The sequence below is a fragment of the Nocardiopsis sp. iso_238 genome (genome assembly GCF_056173325.1).
On sequence record NZ_CM149668.1, the window covers coordinates 483385 to 499170 of the forward strand.

A 15786-nucleotide genomic window follows, 5' to 3' on the forward strand; every position below is an offset into this window, starting at 1 on the left:
CGCCCATGCCCTCCTCCGACCACGGGTCGGAGCGCGGCCCTACTTGCTTCCGACCTTCTTGAGCTGGGCCGACATGTACGAGCGCAGGTCGTGCCCGCGCGCGGCCAGGTCCCAGGCGTAGCCCAGGGTGTCCCGGTCCTCACCGAACAGCCCGTAGAGGCGGTGCGAGGCCTGGACCTCCAGGCCGGTGATGGTGTGCATCACCGCGTTGGTGGCCATCTCCACCCGGTTCGCGAACACGTTGCCCAGGTAGGACTCGATGAAGCCCTCGTTGTGGGCGATCAGCACTTCCAGGTGGATGATGTTCTTCTCGTCGTCCTTGGCGTACTGGGCCGTGTCCTCCTCGGACAGCGCACGCCAGTAGCCGGACTCCTCGGTGATGAGCTCTCCGAGCGTTCCGTCGGCCTTCATGCGCCAGGCCCGGCTCCGGTAGTCCAGGTAGGGAGCTCCGTCCCTGACCTCGAACTCGACCTCCTGGCCGAACTGGAGCTCCTCCTCGTCGGCGTAACCGGCGACGCCGACGCCCTCCCAGCGTCCGAACAGGAACGACAGCTTCTCCAGATCGGGGTGTACCTCAGCATCCATAGCCAACGAGCCTAGGGCATGCTCGGCGGATACACGCCCTGCTGCGCGGCGCCCCGACCCCTCCGGTGACGACCCGGCCGTGTGCGATCCGCGGCATCGAGCAGCCTTGGACTGGACATGCCCAATTGGCCCCGCTTTCCTGGAGAACTGGTAAAGATTGTCAGCAGACGCGGTGTGTCCTTGGGGCTCGGCGCCCGCAGTCGTCCTTGACCTCCGACGCGCTTACTAAGGGGCTGCCTGTGTTCATGGTGATCGGTGTGGCGCTGCTCGCCGTCGCGGTGGTCCTCCTGCCGCTGACCGTCGTCGGGCTGCGCCGCTGGCTGCGGCAGCGCGGGCTGGCCCAGCTCCTGCCCGGTGCCCTGGTGCCCCTCAAGGGCCAGCGGGTGACGCTCACGGGTGTGGCCGCCGTCGGGCCGTCCGGTCCCATCGAGTCCGGGCTGGCGGGCTCCGAGTGCGTGTGGCACGGCCACGAGGTGCTGCGCCACTACCGTCCGCTGGTCCGCGACCGCGCCGAGGGCGCCGTCACCGAGCGGGCCTGCGACTCGATCGCGGACTACGGCTCGGAGGAGCTCTTCGGCCTGGTCGCCGAGGGCCGGACCGGTGCGGTCGAGCGCGTCTACGTCGACCCGGCGGGGGTCGAACCCCGTGACCCCGAGCTCTGCCTCAAGCGCCTGGTCGGCCGCCCCCAGCCCGGGGTCGCGGCCGCCGCCGACGACCTCCTGCCGCGCGTCCGCGGCCGCATCTCCGGTGTCTTCCGGGGCGAGACCATCGAGTTCGAGTACCGCGAGTGGATCATCCGCCAGGGGGCGCGCGTGCGCGTCACCGGCGAGGTCGACGTGCGCGACGGCCGGGTGGTGCTGGTCGCCTCCGAGGGCGCCCCGCTGACCGTCGAGCACGGCGTGGAGGAGGGCCCCGCCCGCGTCTCGCCCCGACGCCGCGAGGCGATCCTGCTCCTGACCGCCTTCGCCCTCTGCGCGATCGGTGGCGCCGTCGTGACCGCCGCCGCGTTCTGAGTAGGCTGACCGCATGACTCGTTCCCTGGTGATCAAGGTCACCGCCGGTGCGGACTCCCCGGAGCGCTGCAACCAGGCCTTCACCGTCGCGGCGACGGCGGTCGCGAGCGGCGCGGACGTGTCGCTCTGGCTGACCGGCGAGGCCTCGTGGTTCGCGGTGCCCGGCCGGGCCGAGGAGTTCGCCCTCCCCCACGCCGCCCCGCTCCAGGACCTGCTCGCGGGTGTGCTCGCCGCCGGGGCCGTCACGGTCTGCACCCAGTGCGCGGCCCGCCGGGAGCTCACCCCGGAGGACCTGATCGAGGGCGTGCGCGTCGCGGGCGCGGCCACCTTCGTGGAGGAGACCCTCCGGGACGGCGCCCAGGCCCTCGTCTACTGACCCCGGACACGACGGTGCCCGCACCACCGGTCGGCGGCGCGGGCACGGGAGGTCGGGGTCCGGGCTACTTCTTGCCCTGGTTGGCCACGGCCTCGATGGCGGACCTGGCGGCCTCCGGGTCGAGGTAGGTGCCGCCCGGGTTGGTGGGCTGGAACCGGTCGTCCAGCTCGTACACCAGCGGGATGCCCGTGGGGATGTTCAGCCCCGCGATGTCGGCGTCGCTGATCCCGTCCAGGTGCTTGACCAGGGCGCGCAGCGAGTTGCCGTGCGCGGTGACCAGGACGGTCTTCCCCGCGGCCAGGTCCGGGACGATGTTGTCGTACCAGTACGGAAGGGCGCGGTCCAGGACGTCCTTCAGGCACTCGGTGCGCGGCAGCAGCTCCGGCGGGAGCAGCCCGTAACGCGCGTCCCCGGCCTGCGAGTAGGGGTCGTCGTCGGAGATGGGCGGCGGGGGCGTGTCGTAGGAGCGGCGCCAGGTCATGAACTGGTCGTCGCCGTACTCCTCACGGGTCTGCGCCTTGTCCTTGCCCTGGAGGGCGCCGTAGTGGCGCTCGTTGAGGCGCCAGGAGCGCTCGACCGGCAGCCAGTGCAGGTCGGCGGTCTCCAGCGCGAGGTTCGCGGTGCGGATCGCGCGCTTGAGCAGAGAGGTGTGCAGGATGTCCGGGGTCACCCCGGCGGCCTTGAGGAGCTCGCCGCCGCGGCGGGCCTCCTCCTCGCCCTGCGCGGAGAGGTCCACGTCCACCCAGCCGGTGAACAGGCCCTTCGCGTTCCAGACACTCTCGCCGTGTCGAAGCAGTACCAGAGTTCCCATGGGGGCAAGCCTAGCGATCCCGTCCGGGTGACCGCCCACGGCGGGGCCTACTGTTCGGTGACGGGTTCGGCCAGGTGCGCGAACGCGCTCAGGTTGCGGGTGTCGTGGCCGCGCGCGGTCCGCCACTTCCACTCCTTGCGGATCGCCGTGGCGAAGCCCAGCTCCAGCGCGGTGTTGAAGTTCTCGTCGGAGTAGGTGAGCACGCAGCCCAGCAACCGGTCCACCTCGGCGGGGGTCACCCCGCCCAGCGGCAGGCGCCCCCGGACGTACACGTCTCCGACGTCGTCCGAGACGAACGCCATCCCGTACATGTCCGAGCTGCGCCGGGTCAGCCACTGGTAGAACGCGGCGTGGTTCTCGTCGGGCTGGCGGCAGAAGAACGAGGTGAGGGTGAGGCTGTGCGGACCGGCCTCCAGCCACACCATGGTCCTGAGCTTGGCCGTACCGGGGATCGTCACCAGGAACGACCCCTCGCGGGGGCGCTCGACTTCCAGGCCGGCCTCCGCGACGGCCTCGGTGATCGCCCTGACGGCGCTCTCGCGCTCTGTTTCCGCTGCCACGTCCTCGCCTCTCGTCACGTCGCTCCCGCCCCGGTCAACGGGCCTCGGCCAGGCGGAGACCGCGCGGGTTGAGGGTGTCCTGGTACACGTCCAGGAGTTCGTCCACGGTCCGCGACCACCCCAGGGTGGCGGCGTGCCGTGGGCCCGCTCCGGCCAGCTTGGCACGCCAGGCCGGTTCGGTGATCATCCGGTGAAGCTCGGCGGCGTAGTGCCGGGGGTCGTGCCCGTCCACCAGGACCCCGGAGGCACCGTCGGCCACCGCCGTGGTCAGGCCGCCGACACGGGCGGCCAGCACGGGGGTGCCGCAGGCCTGCGACTCCACGGCGACCAGACCGAAGGACTCGGAGTAGGAGGGGACCACGGTCACCGTCGCCGCCCGGTAGTAGTCGGCCAGGCGGGCGCGGTCCTGCGGCGGCTCGATCCGCACCACGTCGGCGACGCCCAGGGACCGCGCGAGGTCGGTGAGCAGGCGGGGCTCGTTCCGGCCGCCCCCGGACAGCCCGCCGACGATCCCGACGACCAGGCGGGAACGCAGGGAGGGGTCGCGTTCGAGCAGGTCGGCTGCGGCGCGGATGAGCACGTCCGGGGCCTTGAGCCGCTGGACGCGGCCCACGAACAGGAGGAGTTCGGCGTCACGGGGCAGCCCGATCCGTTCCAGCGCCTCCATACGCGAACCGGGGGTGAAGGTCTCCAGGTCGACCCCGGGCGGGATCGTGCTGATCTGCTCGTTCCGGGCGCCGTAGAAGCCGGTGAGCTGCCGCGCCTCGTCGTCGGTGTTGGCGATGAGCCGGTCGGCCTGGCGGACCAGCTGGTCCTCGCCCCGCACTCGTGCCTCCGGCTCGGGGGAGTCGCCCTCGGCCAGTGCGGCGTTCTTCACCCGGGCCATGGTGTGCATGGACTGCACCATGGGCACGCCCCACCGGCGGGCGGCCATCACCCCGGCCTTGCCGGAGAGCCAGTAGTGGCCGTGGACGAGGTCGTAGTGGCCCGGGTCGCCCTGGGCCTCGGCGCGCAGCATCCCGAAGACGAACGGGCACAGGTGGTCCGCGAGGGCGTTCTTGTCGAGGCGGCCGTAGGGTCCGGCGGGCACGTGCCGCACGTTCACGCCCGGCGCGAGCTCCACGACCGGGGGGAGGTCGGCGCTGGTCGCGCGGGTGAACACGTCCACGGCCACGTCGCGTTCGGCCATCCGCCGGGCGACCTCGACCACGTACACGTTGAGGCCCCCCGCGTCACCGGTGCCGGGCTGGTCGAGCGGGGAGGTGTGCAGACTGACGGTCGCGATCCTTGAGGGAACCGCCGTCTTGCGTCCCAGCGGCAGGGGTCCGGACACCGGTGGTTCCTCCGAGTCGTGTAAGCAACGAGTGTGCGAGCCGTAGTCGTCAACAGCGACGAAGGTACACACTGTTCCCCACCGGACCGTCCGAGGGGGCCGGGGTTGACCCGGCCGTGGTCACGGTGTAGACGTCCACCCGGACACCAGGAAGTCCACTGCCTCGGGGAAGGTGTTGCGCCAGGTCTCCAGGTCGTGGCCGCCGCGGGGCCGGAGGGTGTCGACCGTCATACCGTGTTCGGCGAGGAGCGCCGAGAAGCGCGCGGCCTCCCCCTGGATGCTGCCCTCCTGGAGCGGTGTGTGGTCCGCGCGCCCCTCCACCAGCATGAACCGGAGGTCGCGCACCTCCTCCGAGCCCAGGAGGCGGTCGGGGGAGTGCGGTGCGGTGTCCTCCCCGAAGATCCCGTGCGGGTCGTCCACGCGGTAGTACCCCGCCCAGCCGACCACCTGCGAGTAGAGGTCGGGGTGGCGCAGGGCCAGGGCGGCCGCGCCGTAGCCGCCCATGGAGAAGCCGCCGATCGCCCGCAGCGACCGGGGACGCGGGTGTTCGCCCTCGACCGCGTCGACGGTGTCCCGCGTGACGAAGCTCTCCAGTGCGAAGCGGCCGTCGTGGGCGTCGCCCCACTCCGTGGTGGAGCCCCCGCTCTCCTGTCCGTACGGGGCCGCGACGACGAACTCGACCCCCGAGCGGCACATCTGCCGGTCCAGGCGGGCCCCCAGGCCGGCGTCCATGAGGGTGCGGTGGGTGGAGGCGGACCCGTGCAGCAGGTAGAGGACGGGGAGGTCGGTGCTGTCGGGCCCGGGAGGGCGCCGGATCCACACGGGCCGCCCCTCGTCTCCGGGCGTTCCGGGGTCGGGCAGGGTGACGACCTGGTCGCGGCCGGGTTCCTCGCAGACGGCGACCTGCCCCGGGTGGGGAATGGGCGCCGGGGCGGGCCCGGGGCCCGGGGGCAGCATCGCGTGGCCGTGGGTCAGCTCCGGCTCGGGCGCGGCCAGGTGGTGGCCGATCCTCTCGACCAGGTGTTCCGGTGGTGCGGTGGCCAGGGACGTGGCGAGCAGCACGACGGCGCAGGAGGAGACGAGCACTGCGGCGCGTCGGGGCATGGTGACGAACACGTCGGGGACCTCGGGGGTCGGGGGCAACCGGGAACCGCGCACGACGCGGCCGAGAACTGTGACCCACTGTAGTCGAATGTGTTCGCTGGGCATGGAATTTGCGGCGTACTGTCGGGCGCCGCCCCCGAACCCCCCTTCCGTCCCCTTCCCCCGGGTCCGTCTCCGGTGGGGTCAGACGGACACCGGGTGCCGCAGTCGCAGGGCCTCCGGGTAGGGGCGCAGGTAGGTCTGCTCGTTCGCCCAGGTCACGGCCTCGGCGGAGCAGTGGTGCCGGAGGAGTGCCACCGGCAGGCTGAGGGGGGCCTGCCCCTCCCGGTACTCCTCGATCCCGGCCAGCAGGTCGTGTCGGCGCGTGTCGTCCAACAGCGGGCTGACCATCCCGAGGACGTGCTGGAGCACGTTGGCGTGCTTGCCCCGGCTGCCCTTGACGGCCAGGGTCCGGTGGAAGGCCTCCGTGTAGGCGGCCGCGACCTCCTCGGGGTCGCCGGTGCCCGCCCGGGCCACGATCCGGCCGGTCTCCCGGTAGCCGTCCGGGGAGTGCGCCATCAGCTGGAGCTTGTGCCGGGTGTGGAACGCCACCAGGTCGCGCGGGCGCCACGCGTCCTCCAGCAGGGTCCGCAGGCGGTGGTGCGCGAACACGCGCTCCACGAAGTGCTCGCGCAGGACGGGGTCGGACAGGCGGCCCTGCTCCTCCACGGGCAGGTGCGGCAGCAGCGCGGTGAGCCTGGCGGCGAAGGCCCCCCGGCCGGTCCCGCGCTGCCGGTCGCCGTGGTCGTCGAAGACCGGAAGGGCGTACAGGCCGCAGCTCGGTGACTTGTTCTTGAGGACGTAGCCGTCCAGGCGGCGCAGCTCCCGCAGGTGCCGGTCGGCCACCCGCGCGAGGTCGTCCGTGTGGTCGGCGCCGCCCCTGCTGGAGATCACCCGGGCCTCGCCGGGGTGCTCGTCCGCGCGCTCCTGGAGGCGCAGGGTGGGGCGCGGGACGCCGAGTCCGATCTCCGCCTCCGGGCAGACCGGCAGCCAGTCCACGTGCCGGTCCAGCTCGTCGGTGAGGAACCGGAAGCGCGAGTGCCCGCCGTTGTAGCGCACGGGCGCTCCGATGAGGCAGCTGGAGACGCCGACGACCGGTCGGGAAGGCGGGTTCATGGTGGGGCCCTACCCCCGCTGGCGTCGGGTAACCACCAAGGAACACACCCAGTAGTGTGATGGTCTCGCAAAGTGAAGGAGTCCTTGGTGGGCACCCCCGTCATCGTCCTGTTCACGCAGGACCTGCGCCCGCACGACCACCCCGCGCTCAGCGCCGCCCTGCGCGCCCCCGGCCCGGTCGTCCCCCTCTTCGTCCTCGAACCCGGGCTCCTGGCGCGCGCCGCCCGCAACCGCCGCGCCTACCTGGGCGAGGCGCTCGCGGACCTGCGTTCGGCCCTGCGGGAGAGAGGGGGCGACCTCCTCCTGCGCCGGGGCGACACCGCCACCGAGGTCGGGAGGCTGGCCCGGGAGACCGGGGCCCGCACCGTCCACCTCAGCGCGGGCGTGAGCCGGTTCGCGTCCCGGCGCCTGGACGCCCTGCACGCCACCGGGCTGGAGGTGTGCGCCCACCCCGGGCTGACCGTGGTCCCGCCCGGCGACGTGACCCCGGGCAGCGGTGACCACTACAAGGTGTTCACCCCCTACTGGCGGGCCTGGGAGGCGGAGCGGTGGCGCGAGGTGCTGCCCGCGCCCGAGCGCCTGGAACTGCCCGAGGGCCTCGAACCGGGCGACCCGCTCGACGCGGACGACTCCGCCGGTGCGGGCTCCCTCGCCCCGGAACGGCAGACCGGCGGCTGGACCCGGGCACGCGCGCGCCTGCGCTCCTGGACCGACGGGGGACTGGCCGACTACGGGGACCGGAACGACGACCTCCCCGGTGCCGCCACCTCCCGCCTCTCCGCCGACCTCAGGTTCGGCTGCCTCTCCCCGCTGGAGGTCGCCACCGCAGCGCGGGACCTGCCGGGCGGCGACGCGTACGTGCGCCAGCTCGCCTGGCGCGACTTCCACCACCAGGTGACGGCGGCCTTCCCGTGGATCAACACCCGCGACTACCGGGCGCGTGACCGCGAGTGGCGGCACGACCCGGACGCCCTGGCCGCCTGGAAGGAGGGCCGGACCGGCGTGCCGATCGTGGACGCGGGCATGCGGCAGCTGCTCCGGGAGGGCTTCATGCACAACCGCACCCGCATGATCACCGCCGCCTTCCTCACCAGGACGCTGCGGGTGCACTGGCGTGAGGGGGGCGCGCACTTCGACGCGCACCTCACCGACGGGGACGTCGCCAACGAGTACGGGAACTGGCAGTGGACGGCGGGGACCGGCAACGACACCCGGCCCAACCGGGCCTTCAACCCCTCGCGGCAGGCGCGGCGCTTCGACCCCGAGGGCGTCTACGTGCGCCGCCACGTCCCCGAGCTGGCCGAGCTGTCGGGGGCGCGGGTCCACCGGCCCTGGAACGAGGGGGACGGGGAGGGTGTCGAGGGCTACCCGGCCCCGATCGCGGACCCCGGCCGGTGACCGCACCCGTGTCCGGGACGGGGGAGCGCCCGGGGGCGGTCCCCCGGGCGGAACGGCTCAGCCGTTGTAGTGCCCGCAGTTGGGGCAGGTGCGCACCCCCGCGTTGAGGTACTCACCGCACCTCTCGCACTGACCGACGATGGGCTTGTCGTGCTTGGGGGACATGCGGGTGCCGGGATCGGGCAGCAGGGGAAGCCGGAGCACGGGATTCAAGGTCAACCTTCCGTTTCGGCCAGACCGTCGATGACGTCGTCCAGGACCAGGGAGCGGTCCCGGGCCGACATCAGGCGCAGTTCCCGGAGTGCGGGGAGGGTGTCCACGCCGTCGCCCCCGGCCCCCGTCACCGTGCACACGCGCATGCAGTGCTGGGTCGGGGGCCGCCAGAAGTCGCGTTCGTCGATGGGGGCGATGCGGTACACCGTGGCCGGGTACTGGGACGGGCGGCTCGGGGAGTGCCACTGTTGGACGCGGGACAGGACGAAACCCGTGATCAGGGAGTCGAAGACACCGCCCGACGCGAGGTCGGACAGGGCGTCCTCGTCGCCCTCGGCGCGGCAGGCGTCACATCCGGCGAGTTCCGCGCGCAACAGCCAGCGGGCACGCGCATGACTCACCTCTGGGTTCTTGAGCTTGCTCGGATGCCGGTGTCCCATGGAACGGAGCGTACGTCGGACGCCTGGGGCGCGGTGGACGGGGGTCCGTCCCCGGGGCCCGTCAGGTCTCGGACCCCTTCCGGGAAAACCGTCCCGAATTGACGTGGGGGTGTCACGAGGGCCGGTGCCACCGGTCGTGAATTCGACACAAGGCTGCATGAGAAATGATGCCCAAGATATCCGGCCTGTGGAAATGTGGTTCCAGAATCGCCCGGTCGAACCTCAGTCCACCGCCCGGGTCATGTGTGCGCGGGCACGCGGGCCAGGGACCACGCACTGGCCGCTGGTGACGGCGAAGAAGCGCTCCAGGCCGGGTACGCACACCGAGACCGTGCTCACTCCGTTGGCGGCCTCGTGGAGGATGCGCCCGTAGGGGCGGTGCCCGTGGGCGGTGAGCACGCGCACCAACGCGGCCAGGTGTCCGGCAGGGGACACGGGCGCCGTGGTGGCGGTGAAGGCGAGCACTCTCGCGGAGTCCAGGCGGGGAGTGAGATCGGCCCGGCCAGCGCGCAGGAGAGCGGGGTGGCGGGACAGCGCGGCGAGGTCGGGGGGCGGGTGCTCCTCGTGTTCGAAGATCGCGAGGACCTGCACGAACTCCTCCAGGGCACGACGGGCGGCGTGCGTGGCGCACAGGGAGGCGCCGTACCCGGCCATGTGGTGGCCCCGGCGGGCGGGGGCGTAGGCGTGGAACGCCGGTATGCCGAGGTCGGTGGTCATCTCCAGCAGCCACACCGCGGTGCCGGAGCGGTCCTGGGCCCGGGTGTGGAGCTGACGCAGGTCCTCGGGCAGGCTCGTCGGTTCCACCACGCGCAGGGGCGCCGGGTGTGGGGCCAGGAAGGTGGAGGAGAGCAGCACCGAGAGGGCGTCACGTTCGACGGTCTCGGCCAGGGCGTGCACGAAGGCTTCGGTGGCGGTGGCGCCGATGGCGGTCCCGTTGTTGGTGCTGTAGCGCGCCACGGTCGAGTAGTCGAAGGCGTCGCCCAGGGCACGGCGCTGATGGGGGGTCGCGGCGAGGTAGGAGGGGGTGTGCAGGTACACCGGCACGTCCGTACCCGCGCCGGATCCGTCCAGCGCGGTGTGGGTGCGGCAGGCCAGGAGTGCGGGCGGGGCCAGGGTCAGGGGGCGTATCGCGGGGTCGGTGGCCAGCTCCTCGGACACGAGCTCCTGGGAGGAGCGCAGCACCAGTTGTTCGGCGGTGATGGCGTGGGCGTCGCTGTGGTGGTGTTCCAGGGCTTCGAAGAGCGCGCCCACGCGGGCTTGCTCGCTCCCGCCCTTGCCCGCTCCGACACCGGCCGGGGCCGGGGTGCCGTCGAAGCGGTGCAGGTGGCAGCGCCAGGCGCCGTCCAAGTCGTGCAGTCGGGCGCGCAGTCCGGCCTGGGTGAGGGTCTGCTCGGCGAGCTCGCGGGCCCGGTCCAGGGAGAAGGCGCGCTCTCCGGCCTGATGGGTGCGGTGTGCCGGGGTGGAGGTCGTGGTCATCGAGCGGCCCGGTGGGGGCAGCGCCTTTCCGGTCGGGGCGGGCACCGGGGTCCGGGGCGTTCCGTCGAAGGAAGGTGCCGCCCCGGACGCGGACCGGTGCTAGGTCGTGTTTTTTGGATCATTCCGCGCTCGCGACCACCAGGCTGCCTCTCACTGCGCCGATGAAGCTCGGACAGCCAAACCCGGGCGGGCCCCCGCTGTGCGAGGCTGCGGAGCTTGCGTAGCAGCGCACAGTAGGGGCAGCTTCACTCATCGTCTTGCGAGAGATTGCCGGGCCCCCGCTGTGCGAGGCTGCGGAGCTTGCGTAGCAGCGCACAGTAGGGGCGACGGCCGCTCGCATCGATGGCGGCTCCGCCGCCACCAGCGAAAGCATCCAAAAAACACTCCCTAGGCGTCGGTTTCCTGGGTCGACTGGGCCTGTTCGATCTGCTGGAGTTCCTGCTCCTCCAGGTCCGTCAGACGGTTGTGAGGGCCGCCGCCGACTGAGTCCCACGTTCGGATACCCATTGTTGCCATCCCTGTTCGTTCGGTCGCCATTCTGGCATCGAGGGGAATACCCCTGTCTCGCTGGGACACAAACACGGCCCGGTGGTATCGGGGGAATGTCATGTTTGTGTGAATGGGTGGCGAATATGGTGGCCACAGGCACAACCGTCGCGGTGCCGCGCGAAGCGGTTGCCGGTCGCTTCCCGCTTCCCGGAGCGGTCGCGCCGGTCGATCGGGGCGTCCCCGGTGCTGGTGCGTGACATGAAACCACTCCGGAGGGCGGTGAGCCTGGGCCGGGACGGTCGGACCGGTATGCGGCACGCGATCCGACCAGGATCAAAGTACCTGCATCTAGGCAGGTCACGCGCTATATGGGGGGTACTGCCGAGTGTCGTACTACCGGTCGTAGACTTGTGACCATGAATCGGCTTGGCGAACTTGAACGCGCGGTGATGGATGTACTGTGGGCACGCAACGAACCAATGACGGTTCGTGAGGTCGGGAAGGCTCTCGCTGATCGGGACCTGGCCCACACGACCGTCATGACGGTGCTCGACCGACTGGCCAAGAAGAAGGTCGTCGACCGGGCACGCGAAGGTCGTGCGTGGCGGTACCGTCCAGCGGCCAGCCGTGAGAACTACGTGTCGGAGCTCATGTTCGACGCGCTCGGTCAGACGGTTGACCGCGACGCGGCCCTGGCCGCCTTCGTCCAGTCCATGGACGGCGGGGAGGCTGAAGCGCTTCGTCGCGCACTCGCGGAAATCGAGCAGCCAAGGAACTAGCCCCTATGGTCAGTGCCGCCCTCCTCACTCTCGTCGCGGTCAGCTGCCTCGTCGCCATGGAAGCACTCCACCGGGCGAAGTGGCCCTCCCGCGGTCCCTACACGGCGGTCATCGCCTGGCAGGCGCTCGGCCTGGCCTGGGGCGTGTCCACCATCGGCGCGCTGCTGGCCTACGGTCTGTCCTCCTACGAGCTCGGCGCCGCCGGCGGCCTGCTGGCCGCCGCCACCGACCTCCTCACCGGCCAGTTCATCATCTCCGAGTTCTCACAGGGGATCGAGGGGCTGAGCCACCTCGCCGCCGTCGTGCTCGCGACCGCGCTCACCCTCGTGCTCTTCTCCGGGCTCGTCGCCTCCTTCGTCCAGGTGGTCCGGGTCCGCAGACGCCACCACGACCTGCTCGAACTGGTGGCCAGCGAACACCCCGACGTCCCGGGCGCGCGCGTGGTCGACCACCCGGCGGCCGCCGCCTACTGCCTGCCCGGGGTGCTGCGCTCCCAGGTGGTGATCAGCGCCGGGGCCCTGGAGGTGCTCGACACCCGCGAGCTCGCCGCGGTGCTCGCCCACGAGCACGCCCACCTGCGCGAACGCCACGACCTCGTCCTGCTCCCGTTCTCCTCCCTCAAGCGGGCCTTCCCCCGCGTGCGCCTGGTGCGGACCTACTACGAGAGCGTCGCGCTGCTCATCGAGATGTGCGCCGACGACCAGGCCCGCCGCAGGAGCTCCTCCCGCGAGCTGGCCATGGCGCTGCTCCGCTTCGGCGCCGCCGGGCCCGCGCCCGTGCCCGCCGGTGCGATGGCCGCCGTGCACGCCGCCGAGCCCACCGTCATGCGCCGGGTCAACCGGCTCCTGCGCCCCGACGACGAGCTCCCGTACCACGCGGGCGCCGTGATCATGGGCGCCTCGGCCTTCCTGCTGGCCACCGTGACCTGTCTCTGGCACATCCCCATCTGACCGTCGCGCACGCCGCGCCGGGTGGTCCGGAACACTTCGCGCGCACCCGGTCCGTGATCTGCCCCTCCCTCGGGCACGATCCTCGCGTCCGGTCCGTTTAACGTGGAGAGCGGGCGGAACCCCGTTCGGACGCGTGTGGCGACTGGAGTGAGTCTTGTTCTTCTGGATCTGGCAGCTGATCTACCTCGTGACCTTCGTGGCCAGCCTGTACGCGTTCATCGAGGCCCTGAGGACGCCCGAGCAGGCCTTCGTGGTGATGGACAAGCAGACCAAGAAGCTGTGGGTGATCCTCACCGGTGTGGCCTCCGGTGTCTCCCTGCTCGCCGTCCTGACCGGCACGGGCATGTTCGTCATCCTGGGCCTCGTCGCGACCCTCATCTTCCTGCTGGACGTCCGGCCCGCCGTGAAGGGCGTGGGCGGCAACCAGAACAACGGTCCCTACGGCCCCTGGTAACCCGGGGCGGCCGAGCCGTCCGGCCTCCGGTGGCGCCCGCCACCGCGTGACGCCGCCCCGGCCCGTCGGGACCGGCCTCACCCGCCGTGTGGGGCCGAGGCCCGTGGCGGCGCGTCCCTCGGCGGCGAGGGCACCGGCGGCAGCACCTCGGAGAGCGCCTCCGCGTAGGCCGGATCGCTCGTGTAGTGGGAGTGACCCAGGATCTCCGGACGTCGGGCCTCCCCGGGCGGGGCGTCGTAGGAGCGCGGGTCGGGCAGCGGCTCGGCCTGGTCCACCATCTCCAGGGCCTCGCCCCCGTCTTCGCCCGCCACGGTGGCGCCACGGCGTCTGACCGGACCGCCGATGGCGTCGGTGACCCGCCACAGGTTGCGCCAGGCCGACACCCTCCCGGTCAGGTCCGCGAAGGACGCCGGTCCGAAGTAGGCGGGGAAGTACCGCGCGTACAGCCGGTCCAGGGGTGAGCCGTGGGTGATCAGGCGGACCCGGGAGCGGCAGCTCCGGGGCAGCTGCCACACGGTCGCCGCGGCCAGCACCGAGCCCTGCGAGTGGCCGGAGATCACCACGTCGGTGCCCTCACCGGCCATCCTCGCCACCCTCGCGGTCAGCTGCGGCACCGCGCGCTCGGCGTAGGAGGGCGGGGCCAGCGGGTGCGCGACCCTCGGCCAGAAGGTCCCCACGTCCCACACCGCGCCGACCGCCTGCCGGGTCGGCCGGTCCCGGTACGCGCTCCGGCCGATCCACACCAGGGCCACCAGGCTCGCCCCGCCGAGGAGCGACCCCACCCCCACCAGGGCGTCCAACGCGCTCTGGACCGCGCCCTGGAACTCCCCGGCCACGGCCGTGGGCGCGTCCACCGGACCGGCCACCAGGTTCCCGGTGATGATCGAGTAGAGCGCCAGCCCCACCAGCGGCACCACCGGGAGCAACAGCGCGGCCAGCACCGCGGGCAGCACCTCGGTCATCCGCCCGGCCGCCCTGGCCCTGGCGATGTCCCAGGTCCGGCGGTCCCGCACACTCCGCGAATACAGCGAGGTCACCTCCGGCAGCTGCGCGCGGACCGCCCCGCGCAGGCGCAGGGCCAGCACCGCCACCACGGCCAGCACGATCACCGCCTCGAAGGCGAACGCCAGCTGGAGCCACGAGTAGGCGGTCGGCGGCGACAGCGCCAGGCAGTCCGCCTCCGGCGCGCTCATGGAACCGCAGCCGCTCAGCCACAGCGACCCCTGGTAGACCAGCGCGGCCGAGAACCCGCCACCGAGCAGTGTTCCGAGCGCCGCCGTCGACGGCCCGGCCAGCCCCCGCATGGCGGTCCGCTCGTGCGGGCGGTCCACCGCGAACAGGACCAGGGCCGCCACCAGCAGCATCAGCACCAGCGCGCCCTGGGTGGCGAAGAGCGTGTTCAGCATGGTGCCGCTGCCGGGCAACCGCCCCTCGGCCACCCAGCCGGGGCGCGGCCACACCGTGTAGACCGCCACGGCCACCACCAGGACGAGCACGGTGTCCCGCAGCACCCGGCAGAACCGGTCGGCCCGGGCGTTCCACCGCGGATCCAGCCCGGGTACCAGCACGCTCGCGGTGCTCGCGGCCGCCACGGTCGCGAGCAGGAACGTCAGCACCGCCCCGACCCACCAGGCGCCCGGCTCGGCGGCCGACCCCCCGGACCGGGCCGACAGGTCGTGCAGGAAGGCGGGCACCAGCAGCAGCGCCGCGACGGTACCGACCGCCAGGGCGATGTGCACCGACCTCAGCCGGGCCATGATCTCGCTGTTGCGCCAGAAGTCCGGGTGGCTCAGGGGAGCGTCCTCGGCGTGGTCCGGCGGCACCGGGCCGGTCACCACCTCGTAGTCGGCGGCCGTCCTCCGGGACAGCCGCCACAGCACCACGATCACCGCGGCGGGCAGCACCGCCCCCACCAGCAGCCCCCAACCCGGCGCCGACAGCGGCGAGGAGGACGAGGCGAGGAAGGCCAGCCACGGGCGCGCCTGGACACACGCGTCACCCAGCCCGGCGCACTGCCAGCCCACCAGGTCCATGCCGACCCCGGCCGAGGCCAGGGTGATGAGCACGGTCAACGACAGCGCCAGCAGCCGTACCCCCGCCCCGTAGGCGATGCTGGCCGCCCTGCGGACCCCGGTCTGGCCCCGGTCCATCCGGCCGGGCCGCATCCAGTACGCCACGTTGAGCATCATGAACGGCAGCAGCAGGAGCCAGAAGGCCCGGGAGGAGCTGCCCGAGGTCAGGTTGCCCCAGGCGAAGATCTCGCGCCGCACCCCCGGCACGCTCTGGGTGTCCGGCTCACGCCGCCAGCGGAAGAAGCCCGCGAGCCGGTCGCCGCCCACGCGCATGGCGGGCTCCACGTCCAGGAGCTCCTCGGCCTGGCCGCCGCTGACCCCGTGCACGCGCAGCTCCACGCAGTTGCGGGTGGGAGCGGACCGGGGTTCGGCGGTGGGCGCGACCGGGGGCACGAGGGTGGTGACCGTGGTGTCCACGGGGGAGTGCCTGGCGGCGGGGGTCCGGGTGACGGAGAGGGTGGGAGACACGGGGCGAGGGTGCTCGGGCTCGTACGAGCCGGAGGGTTCGGGGGTGTCCGGCATGTCAGCATCCTGCCACGCACAGTCGCGATGAAACACGGAAAGCCGGAGCCTGTGGA

The 15786-nt window shown here is 72.5% G+C and carries 16 protein-coding genes; 6 read left to right on the forward strand and 10 right to left on the reverse strand.

Annotation, left to right across the window (positions count from 1 at the left end):
* Nucleotides 1-39: 39 nt before the first annotated feature.
* On the reverse strand, nucleotides 40-585 hold the full coding sequence (locus AC0VYL_RS02205) for a nitrobindin family protein (protein ID WP_475458578.1): 546 nt from the start codon (nucleotides 583-585) through the stop codon (nucleotides 40-42).
* Nucleotides 586-830: 245 nt separating this feature from the next.
* Here AC0VYL_RS02205 and AC0VYL_RS02210 point away from each other — a divergent pair, with 245 nt between their 5' ends.
* Together AC0VYL_RS02210 and AC0VYL_RS02215 are read left to right on the forward strand one after the other, a co-directional pair.
* Nucleotides 831-1598 carry a hypothetical protein gene (locus AC0VYL_RS02210; protein ID WP_475483451.1) on the forward strand — a complete coding sequence of 256 codons (768 nt, stop codon included), beginning with the start codon at nucleotides 831-833 and terminating at the stop codon, nucleotides 1596-1598.
* Nucleotides 1599-1611: 13 nt separating this feature from the next.
* Nucleotides 1612-1974 carry a DsrE family protein gene (locus AC0VYL_RS02215; RefSeq protein WP_475458580.1) on the forward strand — a complete coding sequence of 121 codons (363 nt, stop codon included), beginning with the start codon at nucleotides 1612-1614 and terminating at the stop codon, nucleotides 1972-1974.
* Between the two features lie 64 nt (nucleotides 1975-2038).
* On the opposite strand, the gene AC0VYL_RS02220 is transcribed toward AC0VYL_RS02215, so the two are convergent.
* From AC0VYL_RS02220 to AC0VYL_RS02240, 5 genes are all read right to left on the reverse strand, one after another.
* Nucleotides 2039-2785 carry a phosphoglyceromutase gene (locus AC0VYL_RS02220; protein ID WP_475482165.1) on the reverse strand — a complete coding sequence of 249 codons (747 nt, stop codon included), beginning with the start codon at nucleotides 2783-2785 and terminating at the stop codon, nucleotides 2039-2041.
* A gap of 47 nt (nucleotides 2786-2832) precedes the next feature.
* The gene (locus AC0VYL_RS02225; protein ID WP_475482166.1) at nucleotides 2833-3345 is read right to left on the reverse strand and encodes a type III secretion system chaperone family protein; all 513 of its coding nucleotides are present in this window, start codon (nucleotides 3343-3345) and stop codon (nucleotides 2833-2835) included.
* Between the two features lie 34 nt (nucleotides 3346-3379).
* A complete protein-coding gene (gene mshA, locus AC0VYL_RS02230; RefSeq protein ID WP_475482167.1) occupies nucleotides 3380-4678 on the reverse strand; it encodes a D-inositol-3-phosphate glycosyltransferase in 1299 nt (432 codons plus the stop codon).
* 120 nt (nucleotides 4679-4798) lie between these two features.
* The gene (locus tag AC0VYL_RS02235) at nucleotides 4799-5794 is read right to left on the reverse strand and encodes an alpha/beta hydrolase (RefSeq protein ID WP_475483452.1); all 996 of its coding nucleotides are present in this window, start codon (nucleotides 5792-5794) and stop codon (nucleotides 4799-4801) included.
* Nucleotides 5795-5965: 171 nt separating this feature from the next.
* On the reverse strand, nucleotides 5966-6937 hold the full coding sequence (locus AC0VYL_RS02240) for a YbgA family protein (protein ID WP_475458589.1): 972 nt from the start codon (nucleotides 6935-6937) through the stop codon (nucleotides 5966-5968).
* 87 nt (nucleotides 6938-7024) lie between these two features.
* Between AC0VYL_RS02240 and AC0VYL_RS02245 the strand changes: the two genes are divergently transcribed.
* Nucleotides 7025-8335 carry a cryptochrome/photolyase family protein gene (locus AC0VYL_RS02245; protein ID WP_475482168.1) on the forward strand — a complete coding sequence of 437 codons (1311 nt, stop codon included), beginning with the start codon at nucleotides 7025-7027 and terminating at the stop codon, nucleotides 8333-8335.
* Between the two features lie 57 nt (nucleotides 8336-8392).
* Here the strand turns inward: AC0VYL_RS02245 and AC0VYL_RS02250 are convergent, their stop codons facing one another.
* From AC0VYL_RS02250 to AC0VYL_RS02260, 3 genes are all read right to left on the reverse strand, one after another.
* Nucleotides 8393-8548 (reverse strand): hypothetical protein, encoded by a 156-nt coding sequence (locus tag AC0VYL_RS02250; protein WP_352387987.1) that lies wholly within the window; start codon nucleotides 8546-8548, stop codon nucleotides 8393-8395.
* A gap of 2 nt (nucleotides 8549-8550) precedes the next feature.
* A complete protein-coding gene (locus tag AC0VYL_RS02255) occupies nucleotides 8551-8988 on the reverse strand; it encodes a hypothetical protein (RefSeq protein WP_352387985.1) in 438 nt (145 codons plus the stop codon).
* Between the two features lie 222 nt (nucleotides 8989-9210).
* Nucleotides 9211-10464: a YcaO-like family protein gene (locus tag AC0VYL_RS02260; protein WP_475482169.1), complete on the reverse strand. Its 1254-nt coding sequence runs from the start codon at nucleotides 10462-10464 to the stop codon at nucleotides 9211-9213.
* Nucleotides 10465-11369: 905 nt separating this feature from the next.
* On the opposite strand from AC0VYL_RS02260, the gene AC0VYL_RS02265 reads away from it, so the two are divergent.
* From AC0VYL_RS02265 to AC0VYL_RS02275, 3 genes are all read left to right on the forward strand, one after another.
* Nucleotides 11370-11732, forward strand: coding sequence for a BlaI/MecI/CopY family transcriptional regulator (locus AC0VYL_RS02265; protein WP_352387983.1), 363 nt, complete (start codon nucleotides 11370-11372; stop codon nucleotides 11730-11732).
* A gap of 5 nt (nucleotides 11733-11737) precedes the next feature.
* Nucleotides 11738-12682, forward strand: a complete 945-nt coding sequence (locus AC0VYL_RS02270; RefSeq protein WP_475458598.1) for a M56 family metallopeptidase — start codon at nucleotides 11738-11740, stop codon at nucleotides 12680-12682.
* A 154-nt stretch (nucleotides 12683-12836) separates the two neighbouring features.
* On the forward strand, nucleotides 12837-13136 hold the full coding sequence (locus AC0VYL_RS02275; RefSeq protein ID WP_017544166.1) for a DUF2516 family protein: 300 nt from the start codon (nucleotides 12837-12839) through the stop codon (nucleotides 13134-13136).
* Between the two features lie 77 nt (nucleotides 13137-13213).
* Here the strand turns inward: AC0VYL_RS02275 and AC0VYL_RS02280 are convergent, their stop codons facing one another.
* On the reverse strand, nucleotides 13214-15730 hold the full coding sequence (locus AC0VYL_RS02280) for a hypothetical protein (protein ID WP_475482170.1): 2517 nt from the start codon (nucleotides 15728-15730) through the stop codon (nucleotides 13214-13216).
* Nucleotides 15731-15786 lie beyond the last annotated feature (56 nt).